Below are 16525 nucleotides of genomic sequence, written 5' to 3' on the forward strand. Positions count from 1 at the left end.
TCAAAATGCGTCCGTAACATCCCCTGACCATCGACGACTTCGTTAAATCAGGGGTAAAGGACAACATGAGCGTTTTCAGAGTATTTGCATTGAGCCTGCTCGCACAGGCGGTACTGGTAGGTTGTAGCGGCGACGACGGGGACGTCGGCCCGAGGGGTGAACCGGGTGAGCAAGGCCCTCAAGGGGAACAGGGTCCTCAGGGTGAACCGGCGCCGAAAGCCATCGACCTGACCATCCTGCACATGAACGATCACCATTCCCATATCGCGGCCGAGGGTTTTGATTTCGACGTGACCGGGTTGGTGGATGCCACCAATGAGGCCGGCGATGCCGTCACCGAGGTCGAGGTGACCTACGGCGGCTTCCCGATGCTGGTCAGCCTGTTCAATACGGTGGCTGGGCAACACGAAAACGTCCTGAAGCTGCACGCGGGGGACGCCATTACCGGCACACTGTATTACTCGCTGTTCAACGGCGCGGCCGATGCGGCGGTGATGAACGAGGTGTGTTTCGACGCCTTTGCACTGGGCAATCATGAGTTCGATGATGGCGACAGCGGCCTGGCGACCTTCCTGGACGCCCTGAATTCCACCGCCTGCGAAACCCCGGCACTGGCGGCCAATGTGGAGCCGGCGGAGGATTCCGCCATTGCCGACGGCTATATTGAGCCCTACACCATTGTCGAACGAGACGGTGAGCAGATTGGCATTATCGGCATTGATATCGCCGGTAAAACCAAGAATTCGTCCAATCCCGACGAGGGTACCGAGCTCCTGGACGAGGTGACGACGGCCCAGGCCAACATCGACACCCTGTCCGAAATGGGCGTCAACAAGATCGTTCTGCTGACCCATTACCAGTATCAGAACGATCTCGATCTGGCAGCCAGCCTGAGTGGCGTCGACGTAATTGTAGGCGGCGACTCCCACACGCTGCTGGGCGACGAGACTTTCACAGAATTGGGCTTTAACCCGGCCGGTGGCTACCCGACACAGGTGAACAACGCCGATGGCGAGCCCGTCTGTGTGGTTCAGGCCTGGGAGTACGCTCACCTGATGGGCAAGCTTCACGTGAGCTTTGACGAGGCCGGTGTGGTCTCTTCCTGCGCGGGTATACCGCTGATGCCCATCAGCGATAACTTTGTCTATGAATACAACGAAGAAGAGACGCGCAGCCTGAACGCTGCGGATCAGTTCTCCGTGGTCCGGGCGCTGACCGCCCACCCGGAAGTGGTGGTTACCCAGCCGGACGCGAACACCACCAACCTGTTGTCGATTTACGACGCTCAGGTAAGCGTGCTGGAACAGACCGTGATTGGCAGTAGCGCTGAAGACCTGTGCCTGGAGCGTTTCCCGGGACAGGGGCGGTCTTCCCTGTGTGATGGCTCGGCGACCTACGAGCGCGGTAGTGACATCTCCAATATCGTTGCCAAAGCCTTTCTCACGGTGACCCCAACGGCCGACATCGCCATTCAGAATGGCGGCGGTGTGCGGGTGGATGTGGAAACCGGCCCCTATACCATTGCCGATGCGTTTACTCTGCTGCCGTTCTCCAACACGCTGGTGACGCTGGACATGACCGGTCAGCAGATTATCGATGTGCTGGAAGACGCGCTGGCCAATGCCCTCGACAACGGCGGCTCTTCCGGCTCCTACCCTTACGCCTCCGGCCTGCGTTTTGAAGTGGATGCCTCTCAGGAGAAAGGCAGCCGCGTGTCCAACGTGGAAGTGAACTCACAGGTAGCCGGTGACTGGACCGCCATTGATACCTCGGCCACCTACACCGTGGTCACCAATGACTTTATCGCCTCCGGGCAGGATGGCTACGATACCTTTGCGATTCCCTTCGACGCCGGGGATTACGAGGATACCTTCACCGAATACGCCCAGGGCTTTATCGATTACGTCGAAGCCCTGACCGCTGACGGCCAGAACCTGATCAAACTGCCCGAAGCCGAGTACTCCACTCAGCGTTACATCGATTCCGGTGGCTGCGACCACAGTGCTGTGGCGACCTGCGCGAACGACGATAACCTATAAAAACGGTTGATCTACCCTGTAAAAGGCTCTTCGGAGCCTTTTTTTATGCCTGCCCCCTAATAGTCACCCCGACTCGCATCGCTCCCACGTCTGGTTTATAGTGGCACCCTACCGATTTCCACACTCAGCCTGTACCCAATAAACAGGAGAGCAATAACATCCCAACGGCAATGTGAACTTTCCCATGACTGTAAATACCCCTCGTATTTTCGCTGTTTTCGCCCTGGTACTCCTGGGCGCCTTGACCACTGCGTGCTCCGACTCTGAGCAGAGCGCCGAAAAGCCCTTGTCAGGCCAGCCGAGCGACCTGCTGGGCTCTGTGCTGATCTTCTCCAAATCCCCCGAATGGCAGCACGAGTCGACCCCGGCCGGGGTCCAGGCAGTGACCGATCTGGTTGAGGCACGCGGTCTGACACCAGTGGCAACGGATGACGCCAGTGTGTTTACCGATGAACAGCTCCAGACGATGGCGGCGGTGGTGTTCGTCAACACCCGCGGAGATGTGCTCAACACACAGCAGCAACTGGCGTTCGAGCGCTACATTCAAGCGGGCGGCGGCTTTGTGGGCATCCACTCGGCGGCGGACACCGAGGGCGACTGGCATTGGTATCGTCGCCTGCTGGGTGCGACCTTCAAGTCCCACCCGAGTGATCCGGCGGACGTCCAGACAGCCACCGTCAAGGTGGTCAATCCCCATCACCCGGCCACCGAAACGCTGCCGGCGCAGTTCCGGCTGGCGGACGAGTGGTACGATTTTCAGCAGCTGTCCGACCGCCGCACCGACCTGTTGACACTGGACGAGCTCAGCTACCAGGGCGGCCAGCACGGCGCTTACCACCCCATCGCCTGGTACCACGACTTTGACGGCGGGCGGGCCTTCTACACCGGCCTGGGCCATACCATCGAGATGTTCAGCGAACCGTTGTTTTTGAAGCACCTGGACGGCGGGCTTGAGTATGCCTTGGCCGAACGTCGACCGCTGGACTACGCCGAGGTGAAACCGGACCCCCGCCGCTTCAAGCGCGACATCCTGGTGGATGACCTGAACGAGCCGGTGAGCTTTGATGTCACCGAGGACTACAGCGCCGCCATGATCGCCCAGCGCCAGGGCAAGCTCTTCTGGGTGGATGTGGGCACCCGGGAAATGACCGAAATGGCCGAGTTTGAAGTGTTCGCGCCCGCCAAGAACATCGAGTTTGGTCTGATAGCGGTGGCTTTCGACCCCGACTTTGCCGAGAACGGGCTGATCTACGCCATGTACAACCTCCCGGACGAGAGCGGCGAGCACGATCTGCTGCAGCGGCTAGCGCAGTTCAAGGTGGACGGAAAAACCGTGGACATGGCCTCTGAGCAGGTGTTGATGGACATCCCCAACGACGACACCTGCTGCCACACCGGTGGCAACCTGGAGTTTGATCAGCACGGCAACCTGTTCGTCGCCCTGGGGGACAACGCCAACCCCTTCGAGTCCAACGGTTCCGGCCCGATCAACAACACCGCCAAAGGCACGCATCACGATGCCCTGCGCAGCGCGGGCAACACTCAGGACCTGCGCGGCAAGATCCTGCGTATCCAGCCGGACAAGAACGGCGGTTACCGCATTCCCGAGGGCAACCTGTTCGCCGACCCAGTACAGGGCCGACCTGAAATTTATGTGATGGGCACCCGCAACCCCTACACCATTGCCGTGGATGACAGCACCGGTACACTCTATTACGGCGATATCGGCCCCGACGCCAAGGAAGAGACGGCCGACTTCGGCCCGCGCGGTTACGATGAAATCAACAAGGTGACCGAAGCCGGTAATTTCGGCTGGCCTACCATGGTGGGCAACAATATTCCCTACCGCATGTACGACTACGAGGAAGAAACCAGTGGCAAGCTGTTCAACCCCCTGGCGCCGGAGAACTTCTCGCCGCGCAATACCGGGTTGGAGGTGCTGCCACCGGCCCAACCGGCGCTGATCTGGTACCCCTACAACAACACCGAGCGCTTCCCCGAACTGGGCCAGGGCGGCCGCAATGCCCTGGTGGCCGGCGTGTATCCGGACTCTGGAGAGTTGGCCTACCCCGCTTACTATAAGGGCAAACTGATCATCGGCGACTTTATGCGCAGTTGGATCAAGGTGGTCACCCTTGATGAGTACGACAATGTGGTCAAAATCGAGGACCTGGCCCCAGCGGTCGACTTTGCCGGGCCCCTGGACCTGAAAATTACCCCCGATGGCCGCCTGTGGGTGCTGGAATACGGCTCCCAGTGGTGGGCCGGCGGTAAAGAAGCCAAGCTGAGTGTGGTGGAATACGACGCGGGCGCTGAGCTGGCCGAGCTGAACGAAGATGAGGCAACCCCCGCCGCTGGCAACGACGGCATCGGGCATGAAGCCCAGCTTGAAATCGCGGAAGGTAAAGCAGCCGCCAAAAACACCAGCTGCGTGGCCTGCCACCAGGAACGCGCTGACTCCGTGGGCCCGAGCTTCCTGGCCATCAAGCAGAAATACGGCGACCTGGATGACCCCACAGCCTACATCGCCAGCGCCATCGCCAATGGCAGCTCCGGCAAATGGGGCGAACACGCTATGCCTGCCCATAACTTCCTGGAACAGGAGACCCGGGAAAAATTGGCGGCCTACATCTTATCCATCACACCGGAAGGCGAGGAATAACGCCACTTCGGCCGGCATCGCTCTGGGCAACCCGACGATGCCGACCCCCTGCTCTGAATGCCTGGTTGGGGCGATTTGACCCAACGACGGTTTGCCTGCGCTTTGGTTATCGACTATTGTCATAATGTCCTACAAACCATAAGCATCGGCAAACGGGGGCATTATGCGTATTTCTGGAGATATCTACTATCAGGGGGAGTGGCACAAAGGCGAGAGCGAGGGATATCAGGCGCTCGATCCAGCCAGCGGCAAATCGTTGGAGCCGGTCATGTCCGCCGCCAGCGAAGCCCAGGTGGATACCGCCGCTCAGGCCGCGGCCGAAGCCTTTGCCGAATACCGGAACACCAGCCTGACCGAGCGGGCCAGATTTCTGCGCTGCTGCGCTGATGAAATCATGAACCTGGGTGAGGCTTTGACGGACCGGGTCAGTGCCGAAACCGGCTACCCCACCGCCCGCGCCGAAGGCGAGCGGGCCAGAACCTGCGGCCAACTGCGCATGTTCGCCGACTACATCGAAAGCGGCGACCACCTGGACGCCCGCATCGACACCGCCCAGCCCGACCGCCAGCCCCTACCCAAACCCGACCTTCGCTATGTGAATCAGGCCCTGGGGCCGGTGGCGGTATTCGGGGTGGCCAACTTTCCCCTGGCGTTCTCAGTGGCCGGCGGCGACACCGCTTCGGCCCTGGCGGCCGGCTGCCCGGTGGTGGTAAAGAGCCACCCCTCTCACCCGGGCACGTCCGAGCTTGTGGGTAGAGCCATGGCCACGGCGGCAGAAAAGTCAGGCATGCCCGCCGGGGTTTTCTCCCTCTTGCGGGGCGATAACGCAGTCGGTGCCCGACTGGTTCAGGCGCCCCAGATTAAAGCCGTGGGCTTTACCGGCTCTTTCAAGGGCGGGATGGCCCTGCACAAGCTGGCCAACGAGCGCCCGGACCCGATTCCGGTGTTTGCGGAGATGAGCAGCGTCAATCCACTGGTGCTGCTGCCCGAGGCGCTGAAAGATTCCGCCGAGACGATTGCCAAAGGCTTCGTGGGTTCGATGACCATGGGCACCGGCCAGTTTTGCGTTAAACCCGGCCTGGTACTGGCCCTAGAGGGGGCCGAACTGGAAGCATTCCTCAATGCCGCCAGTGAGCAGTTACAGCAGACTGACGCGGGGGTGATGCTGAACGAGGGCATCTGTTCGTCCTATGACAAAGGGCTGACCGGTTATCTCAATCAGGATTTTGTGCAGGTGCTGGCCCAAGGCCGAGAGGCACAGAGCGAGCAAGGCTTCCATGCCCGCCCCACCCTGCTGCGAACCCGTGCCGAGGATTTTCTTAAACATCCCGAGATTCACGACGAACTTTTTGGCCCAGCATCCCTGGTGGTGGTCTGCAAGGACTCCAACCAACTGCGTAGCGTACTGGATACCCTGGACGGACAGTTGAGCGGCACTATTCATAGCACCCAGGAGGAATTGGCCCACCACAAAGCGTTAGTGGACCTGCTGACCGAAAAAGTGGGCCGCCTTGTGATCAATGGCTTCCCGACGGGTGTGGAAGTCTGCCCTTCCATGATGCACGGCGGCCCCTTCCCCGCCTCTACCGACGCGCGCTTTACCTCGGTCGGCACCGCCGCCATCCAGCGTTTTTTACGTCCTGTGTGCTTCCAGAACTTTCCCGAGCCGTTATTGCCCGACGCGCTGCGCGACAGTAATCCACTGAAGCTGACCAGAGTGGTCAATGGCACGCTTTCCCAGGAGGCCCTATGAGCCATAAGAAGAAACTGCGCAGTCAGGAATGGTTTGGCGGCAATGACAAGATGGGCTTTGTGCACCGCTCCTGGCTGCGCAACCAGGGCTATCCCGACGATTATTTTCGCGGCCGCCCGGTCATCGGTATTTGCAACACCTGGTCAGAACTGACCCCGTGCAACGGCCACTTGCGCGATATCGCCGAAGTGGTCAAAAAAGGCGTTCTGGAAGCCGGGGGCGTGCCCTTTGAATTTCCCGTCATGTCGTTGGGCGAAACCATCATGCGCCCGACCACCATGCTGTTTCGCAATCTGGCGAGCATGGATGTGGAGGAGTCTATCCGGGCCAATCCCCTGGACGGCATCATCCTGCTGACCGGCTGCGATAAAACCACACCGTCGTTAATCATGGGCGCCTGCAGCGTCGACCTACCCACCCTGGTGGTGCCGGGTGGCCCCATGCTCAACGGGAAATTTCGCGGTGGCGAAATCGGTTCGGGCTCGTTCAACTGGCAGATCAAGGCCAAGAAAGACACCGAGGAATTCACCGACGAGGACTTTCTGGAGGCGGAAATCTGCGCGGCCCGAAGCGCCGGCCACTGCAATACCATGGGCACGGCTTCCACTATGGCCACCATGGCCGAAACCCTCGGTCTGACTTTGCCGGGCGCCTCGTCGATTCCAGCGGTGGATGCACGCAAAAAAGCCATGGCGCAGTTGTCTGGCCGGCGTATCGTCGAGATGGTCAAGAACGATCTGAAGCTCAGCGATATTCTGGTGCGGGAAGCTTTTGAAAACGCGATCGTGGTCAACGCCGCCGTCGGTGGTTCCACCAACTTCATTATCCATTTGCAGGCCATTGCCGGTCGTATGGGCGTCCCACTAGAGCTGGAGGATTTTGATCGCATCGGCCGACATGTGCCGCTGCTGGTGAATCTTATGCCGTCGGGAAAGTATCTGATGGAGGATTACTTTTACGCGGGCGGTCTGGGTGTCGTGATGAACGAGCTGGGCGACTTGTTGCACGGCCAGTTGATGACCGCCAATGGCCGACACCTGGCCGACAATTATGTCAACGCCAGGTGCTACAACCGGGAGGTGATTGTTTCCCGGGACCAGCCGTTGAATCCGGCGGCGGGTATTGCGGTATTGAAAGGCAACCTGTGCGAGAACGGTGCTGTGATCAAACCCTCCGCGGCCACGCCCAAACTGATGCAGCACCGAGGTAAGGCCGTGGTCTTCGAAAGCATGGAAGACTACCACGCCCGTATCGATGAGCCCGATCTGGACATTGATGCGGACAGTGTGATTGTTCTGAAAGGCGTGGGCCCCAAAGGTTATCCGGGCATGCCCGAAGTGGGCAATGTGGACTTGCCTCGAAAACTGACATTGCAGGGTGTCAAGGATATGGTCCGTATCTCCGACGGCCGCATGAGCGGCACCGCGTACGGTACGGTGGTGCTGCATGTATCACCCGAGTCCACCATCGGCGGTACCCTGGCGCTGGTGCAAGACGGCGATGAAATCGAGCTGGATGTCGAACGCCGTCTGTTGCAGTTGCACGTCTCCGACGAAGAGTTGGCCGCACGACGTGCAAACTGGCAGGCGCCGGATCCCATGGCGACCCGAGGCTACGTGAGAATTTACCTCGACCATGTGGAACAGGCCGATCGAGGGGCTGACCTTGACGTATTGGTAGGCAAATCCGGAGCGAAGGTGGACCGGGACCTGCATTGATACCGCGATAAGTCGCGCTAACGCGACAGGCTGTTTATCGCTCCACAATAATAAGTAGGAGTGAGTATGCTGATTGGCTATCTGGTGCTTTGTGTCGTTTTGATCGTGTTTCTTACCTCCCGATTGAAAGTGCACCCCTTTATCGCCCTATTGCTGGTAGCCCTGCTATACGGGTTTCTGGCGGGCATGCCGGCGGACGATATTATCGCAGCGGTCAATGAGGGTTTCGGTCGAACGCTGGGTGGGATCGGGCTGATCATCATTCTGGGTATCATCATCGGCAGTTTTCTGGAGCACACCGGCGCCGCCTACCGTATTGCCGATCGGCTACTGGCGTTGCTGGGGCGAAAGAACATTGCGCCCTCCATGGGCATCATGGGTTATGTGGTATCCATTCCGGTCTTCGCCGACAGTGGTTTTATTCTGCTTTCTCCCCTGAACAAATCCCTGTGCAAAAAGGCTGGCATCACTCTGGCCGGCGCGGCCATTGCCCTGAGCTTGGGTCTGACGGTGTCGCACACCATGGTGCCGCCCACGCCCGGCCCCATTGCCGCCGCAGGCATTCTCGGTGCGAATCTGGGGCAGGTACTATTGGTGGGTTTACCGGTCAGCCTGATTGCCTTGACGGTGAGTATTCTCTTTGCCTCCAAGTACGTCGCGCGGTTTCAGGTGGACCCTTTGCCGGATCTGGATGAAGCCCGCCTGGAAGAGCTGTCCCGCCAGGCGCCCTCTCTGGTCAAATCGATTCTGCCCATAGTGGTTCCAATTCTGCTAATCGTCAGTAAGTCGTTGCTCAGTATTTTTGAGTTGTCGCCCTCGCTCTTCACTCAGATCGTCAACTTTATCGGCGAGCCTTTTGTGGCGTTGTTGATCGGCGTATTTCTGTCGCTCTTGTTGCCCAAGAAGCTGGAAGTCGAAATGTGGTCCACCAGTGGCTGGATCGGAAAGTCCCTGGCTAATGCAGCGTCCATTATCCTGATTACCGGCGCTGGGGGTATTTTCGGCCATATGCTCCAGCGTTCCGGAATCGCTGATACTTTGGGTGAAACGGTGTCCAGTTGGAACCTTGGCATATGGCTCCCGTTTTTACTGGCCGCCTCCATCAAAACTGCCCAGGGCTCGTCCACTGTGGCGTTGATCACCGCTGCCTCCATCATGGCACCACTCATGGAGACGCTGGGATTTGTGAGCGGGTTGGAAAAAGCATTGGTGGTGCTGGTCATCGGCGCGGGTTCGGCCGTCGTCTCACACGCCAATGACAGCTTTTTTTGGGTGGTGACGCAGATGTCCGGCATGGATGCCAAGACCGGTTATAAAACTCATACGTTAGGCACACTGGTGATGGGTACCAGTGCCGCGACTTGCGTGTTCATCATCAGCCTATTGGTGTAGGGGGAGGTATCGAGCCATGAAAATCCATAAATTGACTGACAGCATACTGATTGAGCACAACGGCCAGTGGTACCGGGTGCAGGACCAGTCCTGGGACGAGTTTATTAACGACGATAACCTGTACGGGCAAACCGAAGCATTGGTCAGCGGGATGACCGCTATTGATAATGCCGAGAATCTGTTGGCGAGCTCGCTGGACGCACCCATGCAGAGTCAGGAGCTTTGGGCCAGTGGCGTTACCTATATGCGCAGCAAACAGGGCCGGCAGGAAGAGAGCGAGAAAACCGGCGGCTCGGATTTTTACGCCCGGGTTTACGAAGCCGAGCGCCCCGAGCTGTTTTTCAAGGCCAGCCGCCACCGGGTGGTCGGCCACGGGGGCAAGGTCCGTATCCGGAGGGATTCCAGTTGGGATGTCCCCGAGCCGGAGCTGGTTCTGGTGTTGAGCAGCTCCGGAAAAATCATCGGTTACACGATCGGCAACGATATGAGCTCCCGCAGCATTGAAGGTGAAAACCCGCTCTATCTGCCTCAGGCCAAAACCTACGACGGCTGTGCGGCCCTGGGACCCTGCATTCTCGTGACGCAATCGCCCCTCGCCAGTGACACCCAAATACAGCTGACCATCAGCCGAAATCAGGAACCGATTTTTACCGGGGATGTTGAAATCAATCAGATCAAACGCGGCTTTGAGGAGTTGGCCGGATTTCTGTTTCGCGAGTGCAGCTTCCCGCACGGTGCCCTCCTGATGACCGGCACCGGCATTGTGCCCGGCGGCGACTTCACCCTTGAGTCCGGCGATATTGTCAGCATTACCGTGCCGGAGATCGGCACTTTAACGAATCAGGTCGCCTAGTTGAGAAACCATACCGATTTAGGGGATACTCTCGGGTTTCCTCTGGAATTCGCCAGGAGGAGTGTCAAATAGGATAAGGTTCCGATGTCAGCACTGTTCGAGGAAATCGACAGCCAGAACTCCCCGCTCGGGGAGATCTCCCTTCGTCGTCGCCGCATGCCCGCCTTTGGCGACCGGGATATCTATGAGGTCAAGCTGGGCGATGAATTCCTGATGTCCAGCATGTTTGTGGAAGCCGAAGAAGCCCTGTCCACGCTGTGCCTGGCGGCCGTGGAGGGCGACCCGCTCAGTGTTGTGGTGGGCGGCCTGGGTCTGGGTTATACCGCCGTGGCGGCGCTGAAGGACGAGCGGATTTCCGAGCTGTTTGTGGTCGAGGCGCTGGATACCGTGATTGGCTGGCATCGAGATGAAAAAGTACCGCTCGGGAAAGTACTCAATGCCGATGCGCGCAACCACTATGTGCTGGACAGTTTTTTCGACCTGGCAACGGACCCCAAGGCCGGTTTTGATCCGGATGACCCGAACAAGCGTTTCGATGCGATTCTTCTGGATATCGACCACTCCCCCACCGAATACCTGAATGCCGGTAACGCCGGGTTTTACACCACGGAAAACCTGGGGCTGATGGCAGAGAAGCTCAAACCCAAGGGGGTGTTCGCCATGTGGTCCCAGAATCTGCCGGAGGAGCGCTTTGAGGCCTTACTGAAAACAGTGTTCGAGCGTGTGGAATCCCACGTGGTTTCTTTCTATAACCCGTTTCAAAGCGGCGAATCGACCAACTCGGTATACGTCTGCATGAAGGGCAGCTAAGACGGACAATCCGGGAGTGAGGGGTAAAGCCGCTGCCATAGCCTCACGGCCGCTTGTGGGTTAGGATGAGGATTGCACATTTGCCTCATCCACCCAGCCCGAGGAGAGACTGCCCCTATGGATCCCCATCCCAAGCATCCGCGCGAAAAAGCCCTGAAAGTGAACCTCGAGGACACCCGATACGGCTCCTTCGCCGAAATTGGCGCAGGTCAGGAGGTAGTGCGCTGGTTCTTTCAGGCCGGCGGCGCGGCGGGGACCATCGCGAAGAGTATCTCCGCTTACGATATGACAGTGAGCGATGCCATTTACGGCAAATGCGCCCGCTACGTCTGCCGGGAGCGGCTGGAATCCATGCTCACCTACGAGTACGACCTTACCCTGGAGCGCCTGGCGCTAGACCGGGGTGAGAGTACCGCCTTCTTTTCCTTTGCCAACACCGTCTCCGCGCGCAACTACCATGGCACCAACGAGTGCCATGGCTGGCTGGGGATACGCTTCCAGGCCGAGCCCGGCACCCAGGCCAGCGAAATCATTATTCATGTGCGCATGCTCGACAGCGAAAACGCGTTGCAGCAGGAGGCCCTGGGCATCGTCGGCGTGAACCTCGTCTATGGCGCCTGCTTTTTGAGCGATGATCCGGACCTGTTGGTGCAATCGCTGCTCGACGGCCTCAGTGTGAATCGCCTGGAAGTGGATATGGTGGATTTTTCGGGCGCTGCCTTTGAGCAGGTGGACAACCGTGTTCTCAGCCTGCGCCTGGTCCAATTGGGCCTGAGTGATGCCGCCATGTTTGCCGCCGACGGCCGCGTGCTTCAGCCCTCCGAGCACCTGCGCAAGAAATCCGTGCTGGTGGAGCGTGGACGTTTTCGCCCGGTGACCCATGTGAATATCGACATGCTGGACTCCGCATTGACCGCCATGGAAGCCGAGACCGGAGCCGAATCCGGAGAGACGGTCGCCATTATGGAAATGGCCCTGAAGAACCTGAACGCCGGGGGCGACGTCGATCTGGACGATTTCATCAGCCGAGCCGAGGTACTGGAGGCCGCCGGCCACACGGTAATGATTTCTGACTACCCGGAATATCACCGCCTGGCGTCTTACCTCAGCCGGAACACTCAGGGCCGCATTGGCATCACCATGGGCGCCCACAGCCTCGCCGAGCTGTTTGAGGAAAGCTACTATAAAGACCTACCCGGCGGCCTTTTGGAAGGCTTCGGCAGGCTGTTCAAAAACAAGGTCAAATTGTATATCTACCCCTATCGCGACCCGAAAACTACCCAGTTGATCAAAGCGGACAACCTTGAGGTTCCCAAGCCTCTTCGTCACCTCTACCAGCACCTGTTGGACAATGGCCATATCGTGCAACTGGAGCGGTACAACGAAGACTACCTGGATATTTTCTCCCCGAACGTGCTTGAACAGATCGGCTCTGGCCAATCCGGGTGGGAACATCAGGTTCCGGATGTGGTGGCCCAGAAAATCAAACGCCAGAAGTTGTTTGGCTACAATTGACACAAAAAAAGAGGGCCCGCAGTAAGCGAGCCCTCTTTTTTTTGGGTGCCAGCCTCACTGGCACAACACCCCCTTATTCGGCAACCGCATCCTCAGGAATGGTGGTTTCCGCTTCCGGGTCCGTATTGATCGTATTGCCGTTCTGAACAATCTTGACCATGTACCAGTAGGTTTTACCTGGCTCCAGAGCCTCATCCAGGTAAGTACCGTTCATGCCGGCACCGGCAACGATACGGTCGCGCCCCAAGAGCTCCTGCACGTCGTTCCGGTATATTTCGATATACGTAATTTCCGGCTCAAAGTATTGAAGATTCCAGGAAACCTGAACGGAGGTGCCGTTGACAATGGTGGCTGTCAAGTTGGTCACGGGCACTTCATCGACAAACGGCTTTCTGATTTCGCCTTCGGCCTCGGTGTTGGTGGTTTCGCCATCGTGCACCACCTTGAACATGTACCAATAGGTTTTGCCGGCTTCGGCGGTTTCATCGACAAAGCGGCCACTGGTGGCGGCACCGGCGAGAATACGCTCGCGACCATCAAAATTCGCCTGATCATTGCGGTAGATTTCAACATAGGTAATCTCGCCACTGAAATTCTCCAGTGACCAGTTCAGCACGATGTTCGTATTTTCGAACTCGGTGGTCAGGTTGGTCATCACCGACCCCAGACCTTCGCTGTTGTTGAATACCGCCTCGTAGCTGGTAGCCATGGCCGCGGTATCAAACTCATAGATGAAGTCCGCAGATGCTTCGGCTCGATCACCATCCAGCCATTGAGTAAACTCATCGCCTTCGTTGGCCAGCGCTTTGAGCGTCATCGGAGCACCTTCAGGATACTCGAACGCTTGTGAGTAAGTGCCTGCAGCGGGCGTGGGTGACGAGACGCTCATGGCAAAAGTTGGTTTCAGCGCACTGACTAGGGGTGCCACTGAATTGACCCCGCTCAACTCCTCCAGCCCTTCCGCCACCAGGCGTGCCATTTCGACGGCGCCCTGCTTCTGAAAGTGCACGGTGTCCGAGGCGGCCGTGGCGTTTCCGTACTGGTTGGCACCGAAGCCCATGTAGTAAAACTCGTTAGCGTAGTCTTCGCCAACCAGTTCAAGCAGCGCTTTGTTTTTTGCGTTGAGGTCAACCAGCGGCACGCCAAGGTCGGCGGCCAGCTCACGGGTGACCACTGGATGTTCATGGTAAGCATCGTAGGGAACGCCGTTTTGCCATTGGTTGCGACGCACCGTGGTCACAAAGATGGGCGTTGCGCCCAGCTCCCGGGTCTCTTCCGCGAAATTGGTCATATAGCCTTCGAACACGCCGCCGGTGGGCGCTCTGCGCTCTTCATCCTGCGCGCGGTCGTTAATGCCGAACTGAATGAAGACGAAATCACCTTCCTGAACGCTGGCTTTGACATCGGCCCAGTGGTTTTCATAGTAGCTTTTTGAGCTGCGCCCACCCAGGGCCCGGTTGTCGATGGTGATTTTGGATTCATCAAAGTAATGCTGAAACACTTGCCCCCAGCCGGTTTGCGGGTAGTAACCGTCGGCGTAATCGGCAACGGTCGAATCACCAATCAGGTAAGCGGTCGCGGCCTCAAAATTGAACTCAGGCACAACCCCGTTGAACGCGGCGATCAGGGTGAGCTTTCCAACCGGCATGGTCGTCTGATACAGGTTGACTTCACTGGCCACCTGGCCAGCGGTATACCAGGCGTCAAAGGTATCGCTATCCCCAGCTCTCACCTTGAGGGTCAACGGCGTACCCTCCGGGTAGTTGTTCCCCTGGGTGTAAAGGCTGTCGCTGGCGCCCTCCTGCTCGACCGTCAGGGCGTATCGTTGCTTTACTCCGTCCAACAGCGTCATCAGGGACTCATTACCATTCAGTTCTTCAAGGCCTTCCACCACCAGACGAGCCATTTCCACAGCCCCGGACTCCTGGAAGTGAGTGCCATCGTTGCTGCCCTCTGGGTAATTCTCGTACTCGCCAGCGTCCAGAATCAGGTAGAGGTAATGCGATGCCTGCTCTTGCCCAAGGGAGTTCACCAACTCCCAGGATTTGGCGTTCAGGTCGATATAGGCAGCGTCCAGATCCGTCGCCACTTTGGCCATGGAACCGGCATAGTCATTGCCCTCCTCGGTGAACACATTGCGCAGTGCACCGTCGCGGTAGGCATTCATGACCATCGGGCTGACCAGTATCGGTGTCGCCGACTTCGCACGAGTCTCTTCCACGTATTCGGTCAGATAGACTTCGTAATCGTCTGTGGAGGTATAGCGCTCTTCTTTGGTCCAGTCCCGGTCGTTGTGCCCAAACTGGATCATCACATAGTCGCCCTCGTCCACCTCGGCCAGAACGTCATCCCAGATGCCATCGACTTTGTAGCTTTTGGAGCTGCGACCACCTCGAGCCCGGTTGAGAACCTCAATGTCACTCTCATCGAAATAATGCTGGAGAACCTGACCCCAGCCTGCCTGTGGATAGGAGGACGAGTTATAGCTGGCAACCGTTGAGTCCCCGACTACAAACAGCTGAACATCGGCACCCGGCTCGTCAACCACTGGCTCCTCTGTCTGGTCCTCCTCTGTCTGGTCCTCCTCTGTCTGGTCCTCTTCCGTCTGCTCTTCGTCGTCCGGGACGTCCCCGGTGTTCTCATCTTCCTCTTCGGGAGCGGTAGGTGTGGTCGGTGTTTGCGGCTCATTGGGAGTGTTGTCGGGGGTGGAGTTACTGCCCCCACCACATCCGGCAAGTGCGATGGTCAGGAGTAGCAGCCATAGGTATTTATTCATGTTATTCCTCTTGAATTTTTATGTTATGTAGTAACAACCTAAAAGAGCAGTCAACTGATTCACCGCACACTATTATTCTATTCTAGGTCATTTGCAAGCATTTTAGATCATTTAAATTAATATTAAGTCATATATTCATTATGAACGAATGGTTGATTCACTATTATGGCGGATTTGATCAGAATCAATCAGAACATCTGGGCTCGAATGAAATCAGAGTGGTTATCAATATTTGAAATTAGTGGCTTTGTTATTTATTAGGATTATTTATAAAGGAGTGCACTCGTGATAAAGGTTTTCGATGCTATATAGTGACAAGACAGCACTTGACTCCATTCCTACGAGCAACCCATGAAAAGCATACTGTTTGACCTCGACAACACCCTGCTGGACAGAGCGAGCTCCCTTATCGGATTCTGTCACTGGCAAGCCACTAGCTCACTGGGAATCGACAACTCGGAGAAGTTTGTGGGACGGTTTGTCGAGCTCGATAGCAATGGATCGGTTTGGAAGGACCAGGTTTACCAATGCCTGAAAGACGAATTCTCTATTCCACAGAGCGTTGACGAGCTGGTGGACGAGTACCTTAACCACTTTCGAAATTTTTGTACCGAAAGACCAGGGGCTTCGGATGCAGTTCGGCAGCTTGGTCGCGAAGGCTATAAAATTGGCTTGATCTCTAATGGTAAGAGCCCTTTACAGGAAGAAAACCTATCAGCGCTCGGCATAGCCGACTTCTTTGATTCGATTATCGTTTCCGAGGCAGTAGGCTGCAGAAAACCCGAACCCGCCATTTTTTAGCTGGCCTGCAAGGAGCTGTCAGTTTCGCCTGAAAAGTGCATTTTCGTCGGAGACAGTCCAGTTGCCGACATCCGGGGCGCCGCGAACATGGGAATGTATACCGTTTTTATTCCCAGCGACTTGCATGGTGCCAAATGTTCCGAAGCGGATGCCGTATGTCGAAGTTACGCTGAGTTGTTGTCTATTATCGAAAATGCTTAACGCTC

The 16525-nt window shown here is 57.5% G+C and carries 9 protein-coding genes and 1 pseudogene; 9 read left to right on the top strand and 1 reads right to left on the bottom strand.

The features are described 5' to 3' along the window. Positions 1 to 65 precede the first annotated feature (65 nt). The 8 genes from N645_RS0106800 (at position 66) to N645_RS0106835 (ending at position 12742) form a co-directional block, all read left to right on the top strand. Positions 66 to 2039 (top strand): 5'-nucleotidase C-terminal domain-containing protein, encoded by a 1974-nt coding sequence (locus N645_RS0106800; protein WP_024460754.1) that lies wholly within the window; start codon positions 66 to 68, stop codon positions 2037 to 2039. A gap of 184 nt (positions 2040 to 2223) precedes the next feature. Then, positions 2224 to 4701 carry a ThuA domain-containing protein gene (locus tag N645_RS0106805; protein ID WP_036160396.1) on the top strand — a complete coding sequence of 826 codons (2478 nt, stop codon included), beginning with the start codon at positions 2224 to 2226 and terminating at the stop codon, positions 4699 to 4701. Positions 4702 to 4864: 163 nt separating this feature from the next. After that, positions 4865 to 6454: an aldehyde dehydrogenase (NADP(+)) gene (locus N645_RS0106810; RefSeq protein WP_024460756.1), complete on the top strand. Its 1590-nt coding sequence runs from the start codon at positions 4865 to 4867 to the stop codon at positions 6452 to 6454. After that, positions 6451 to 8172 (top strand): IlvD/Edd family dehydratase, encoded by a 1722-nt coding sequence (locus tag N645_RS0106815; RefSeq protein ID WP_024460757.1) that lies wholly within the window; start codon positions 6451 to 6453, stop codon positions 8170 to 8172. The genes N645_RS0106810 and N645_RS0106815 overlap by 4 nt, the downstream gene beginning before the upstream one ends. A 66-nt stretch (positions 8173 to 8238) precedes the next feature. Next, on the top strand, positions 8239 to 9564 hold the full coding sequence (locus tag N645_RS0106820) for a GntP family permease (RefSeq protein WP_024460758.1): 1326 nt from the start codon (positions 8239 to 8241) through the stop codon (positions 9562 to 9564). 16 nt (positions 9565 to 9580) lie between these two features. Continuing rightward, entirely contained in the window at positions 9581 to 10417 is an 837-nt protein-coding gene (locus N645_RS0106825) for a fumarylacetoacetate hydrolase family protein (RefSeq protein ID WP_024460759.1), read from the top strand. Positions 10418 to 10501: 84 nt separating this feature from the next. Further along, positions 10502 to 11227 carry a spermidine synthase gene (locus N645_RS0106830; protein ID WP_024460760.1) on the top strand — a complete coding sequence of 242 codons (726 nt, stop codon included), beginning with the start codon at positions 10502 to 10504 and terminating at the stop codon, positions 11225 to 11227. 117 nt (positions 11228 to 11344) lie between these two features. Continuing rightward, entirely contained in the window at positions 11345 to 12742 is a 1398-nt protein-coding gene (locus tag N645_RS0106835; protein WP_024460761.1) for a hypothetical protein, read from the top strand. 73 nt (positions 12743 to 12815) lie between these two features. Here the strand turns inward: N645_RS0106835 and N645_RS17400 are convergent, their stop codons facing one another. Continuing rightward, positions 12816 to 15518, bottom strand: coding sequence for a GDSL-type esterase/lipase family protein (locus N645_RS17400; RefSeq protein ID WP_024460762.1), 2703 nt, complete (start codon positions 15516 to 15518; stop codon positions 12816 to 12818). 351 nt (positions 15519 to 15869) lie between these two features. Between N645_RS17400 and N645_RS16715 the strand changes: the two are divergent. Then, positions 15870 to 16520, top strand: a pseudogene (locus N645_RS16715) (HAD family hydrolase). Positions 16521 to 16525 lie beyond the last annotated feature (5 nt).

The sequence above is a fragment of the Marinimicrobium sp. LS-A18 genome (genome assembly GCF_000463525.1).
GTDB classification, from domain to species: Bacteria; Pseudomonadota; Gammaproteobacteria; order Pseudomonadales; family Cellvibrionaceae; genus Marinimicrobium; species Marinimicrobium koreense.

Coding starts and splice junctions, on each gene's coding strand:
- N645_RS0106815 (WP_024460757.1), top strand. CDS start 6,451: ATGAGCCATAAGAAGAAACTGCGCAGTCAGGAATGGTTTGGCGGCAAT.
- N645_RS0106805 (WP_036160396.1), top strand. CDS start 2,224: ATGACTGTAAATACCCCTCGTATTTTCGCTGTTTTCGCCCTGGTACTC.
- N645_RS0106810 (WP_024460756.1), top strand. CDS start 4,865: ATGCGTATTTCTGGAGATATCTACTATCAGGGGGAGTGGCACAAAGGC.
- N645_RS0106835 (WP_024460761.1), top strand. CDS start 11,345: ATGGATCCCCATCCCAAGCATCCGCGCGAAAAAGCCCTGAAAGTGAAC.
- N645_RS0106825 (WP_024460759.1), top strand. CDS start 9,581: ATGAAAATCCATAAATTGACTGACAGCATACTGATTGAGCACAACGGC.
- N645_RS0106800 (WP_024460754.1), top strand. CDS start 66: ATGAGCGTTTTCAGAGTATTTGCATTGAGCCTGCTCGCACAGGCGGTA.
- N645_RS0106830 (WP_024460760.1), top strand. CDS start 10,502: ATGTCAGCACTGTTCGAGGAAATCGACAGCCAGAACTCCCCGCTCGGG.
- N645_RS0106820 (WP_024460758.1), top strand. CDS start 8,239: ATGCTGATTGGCTATCTGGTGCTTTGTGTCGTTTTGATCGTGTTTCTT.
- N645_RS17400 (WP_024460762.1), bottom strand. CDS start 15,518: ATGAATAAATACCTATGGCTGCTACTCCTGACCATCGCACTTGCCGGA.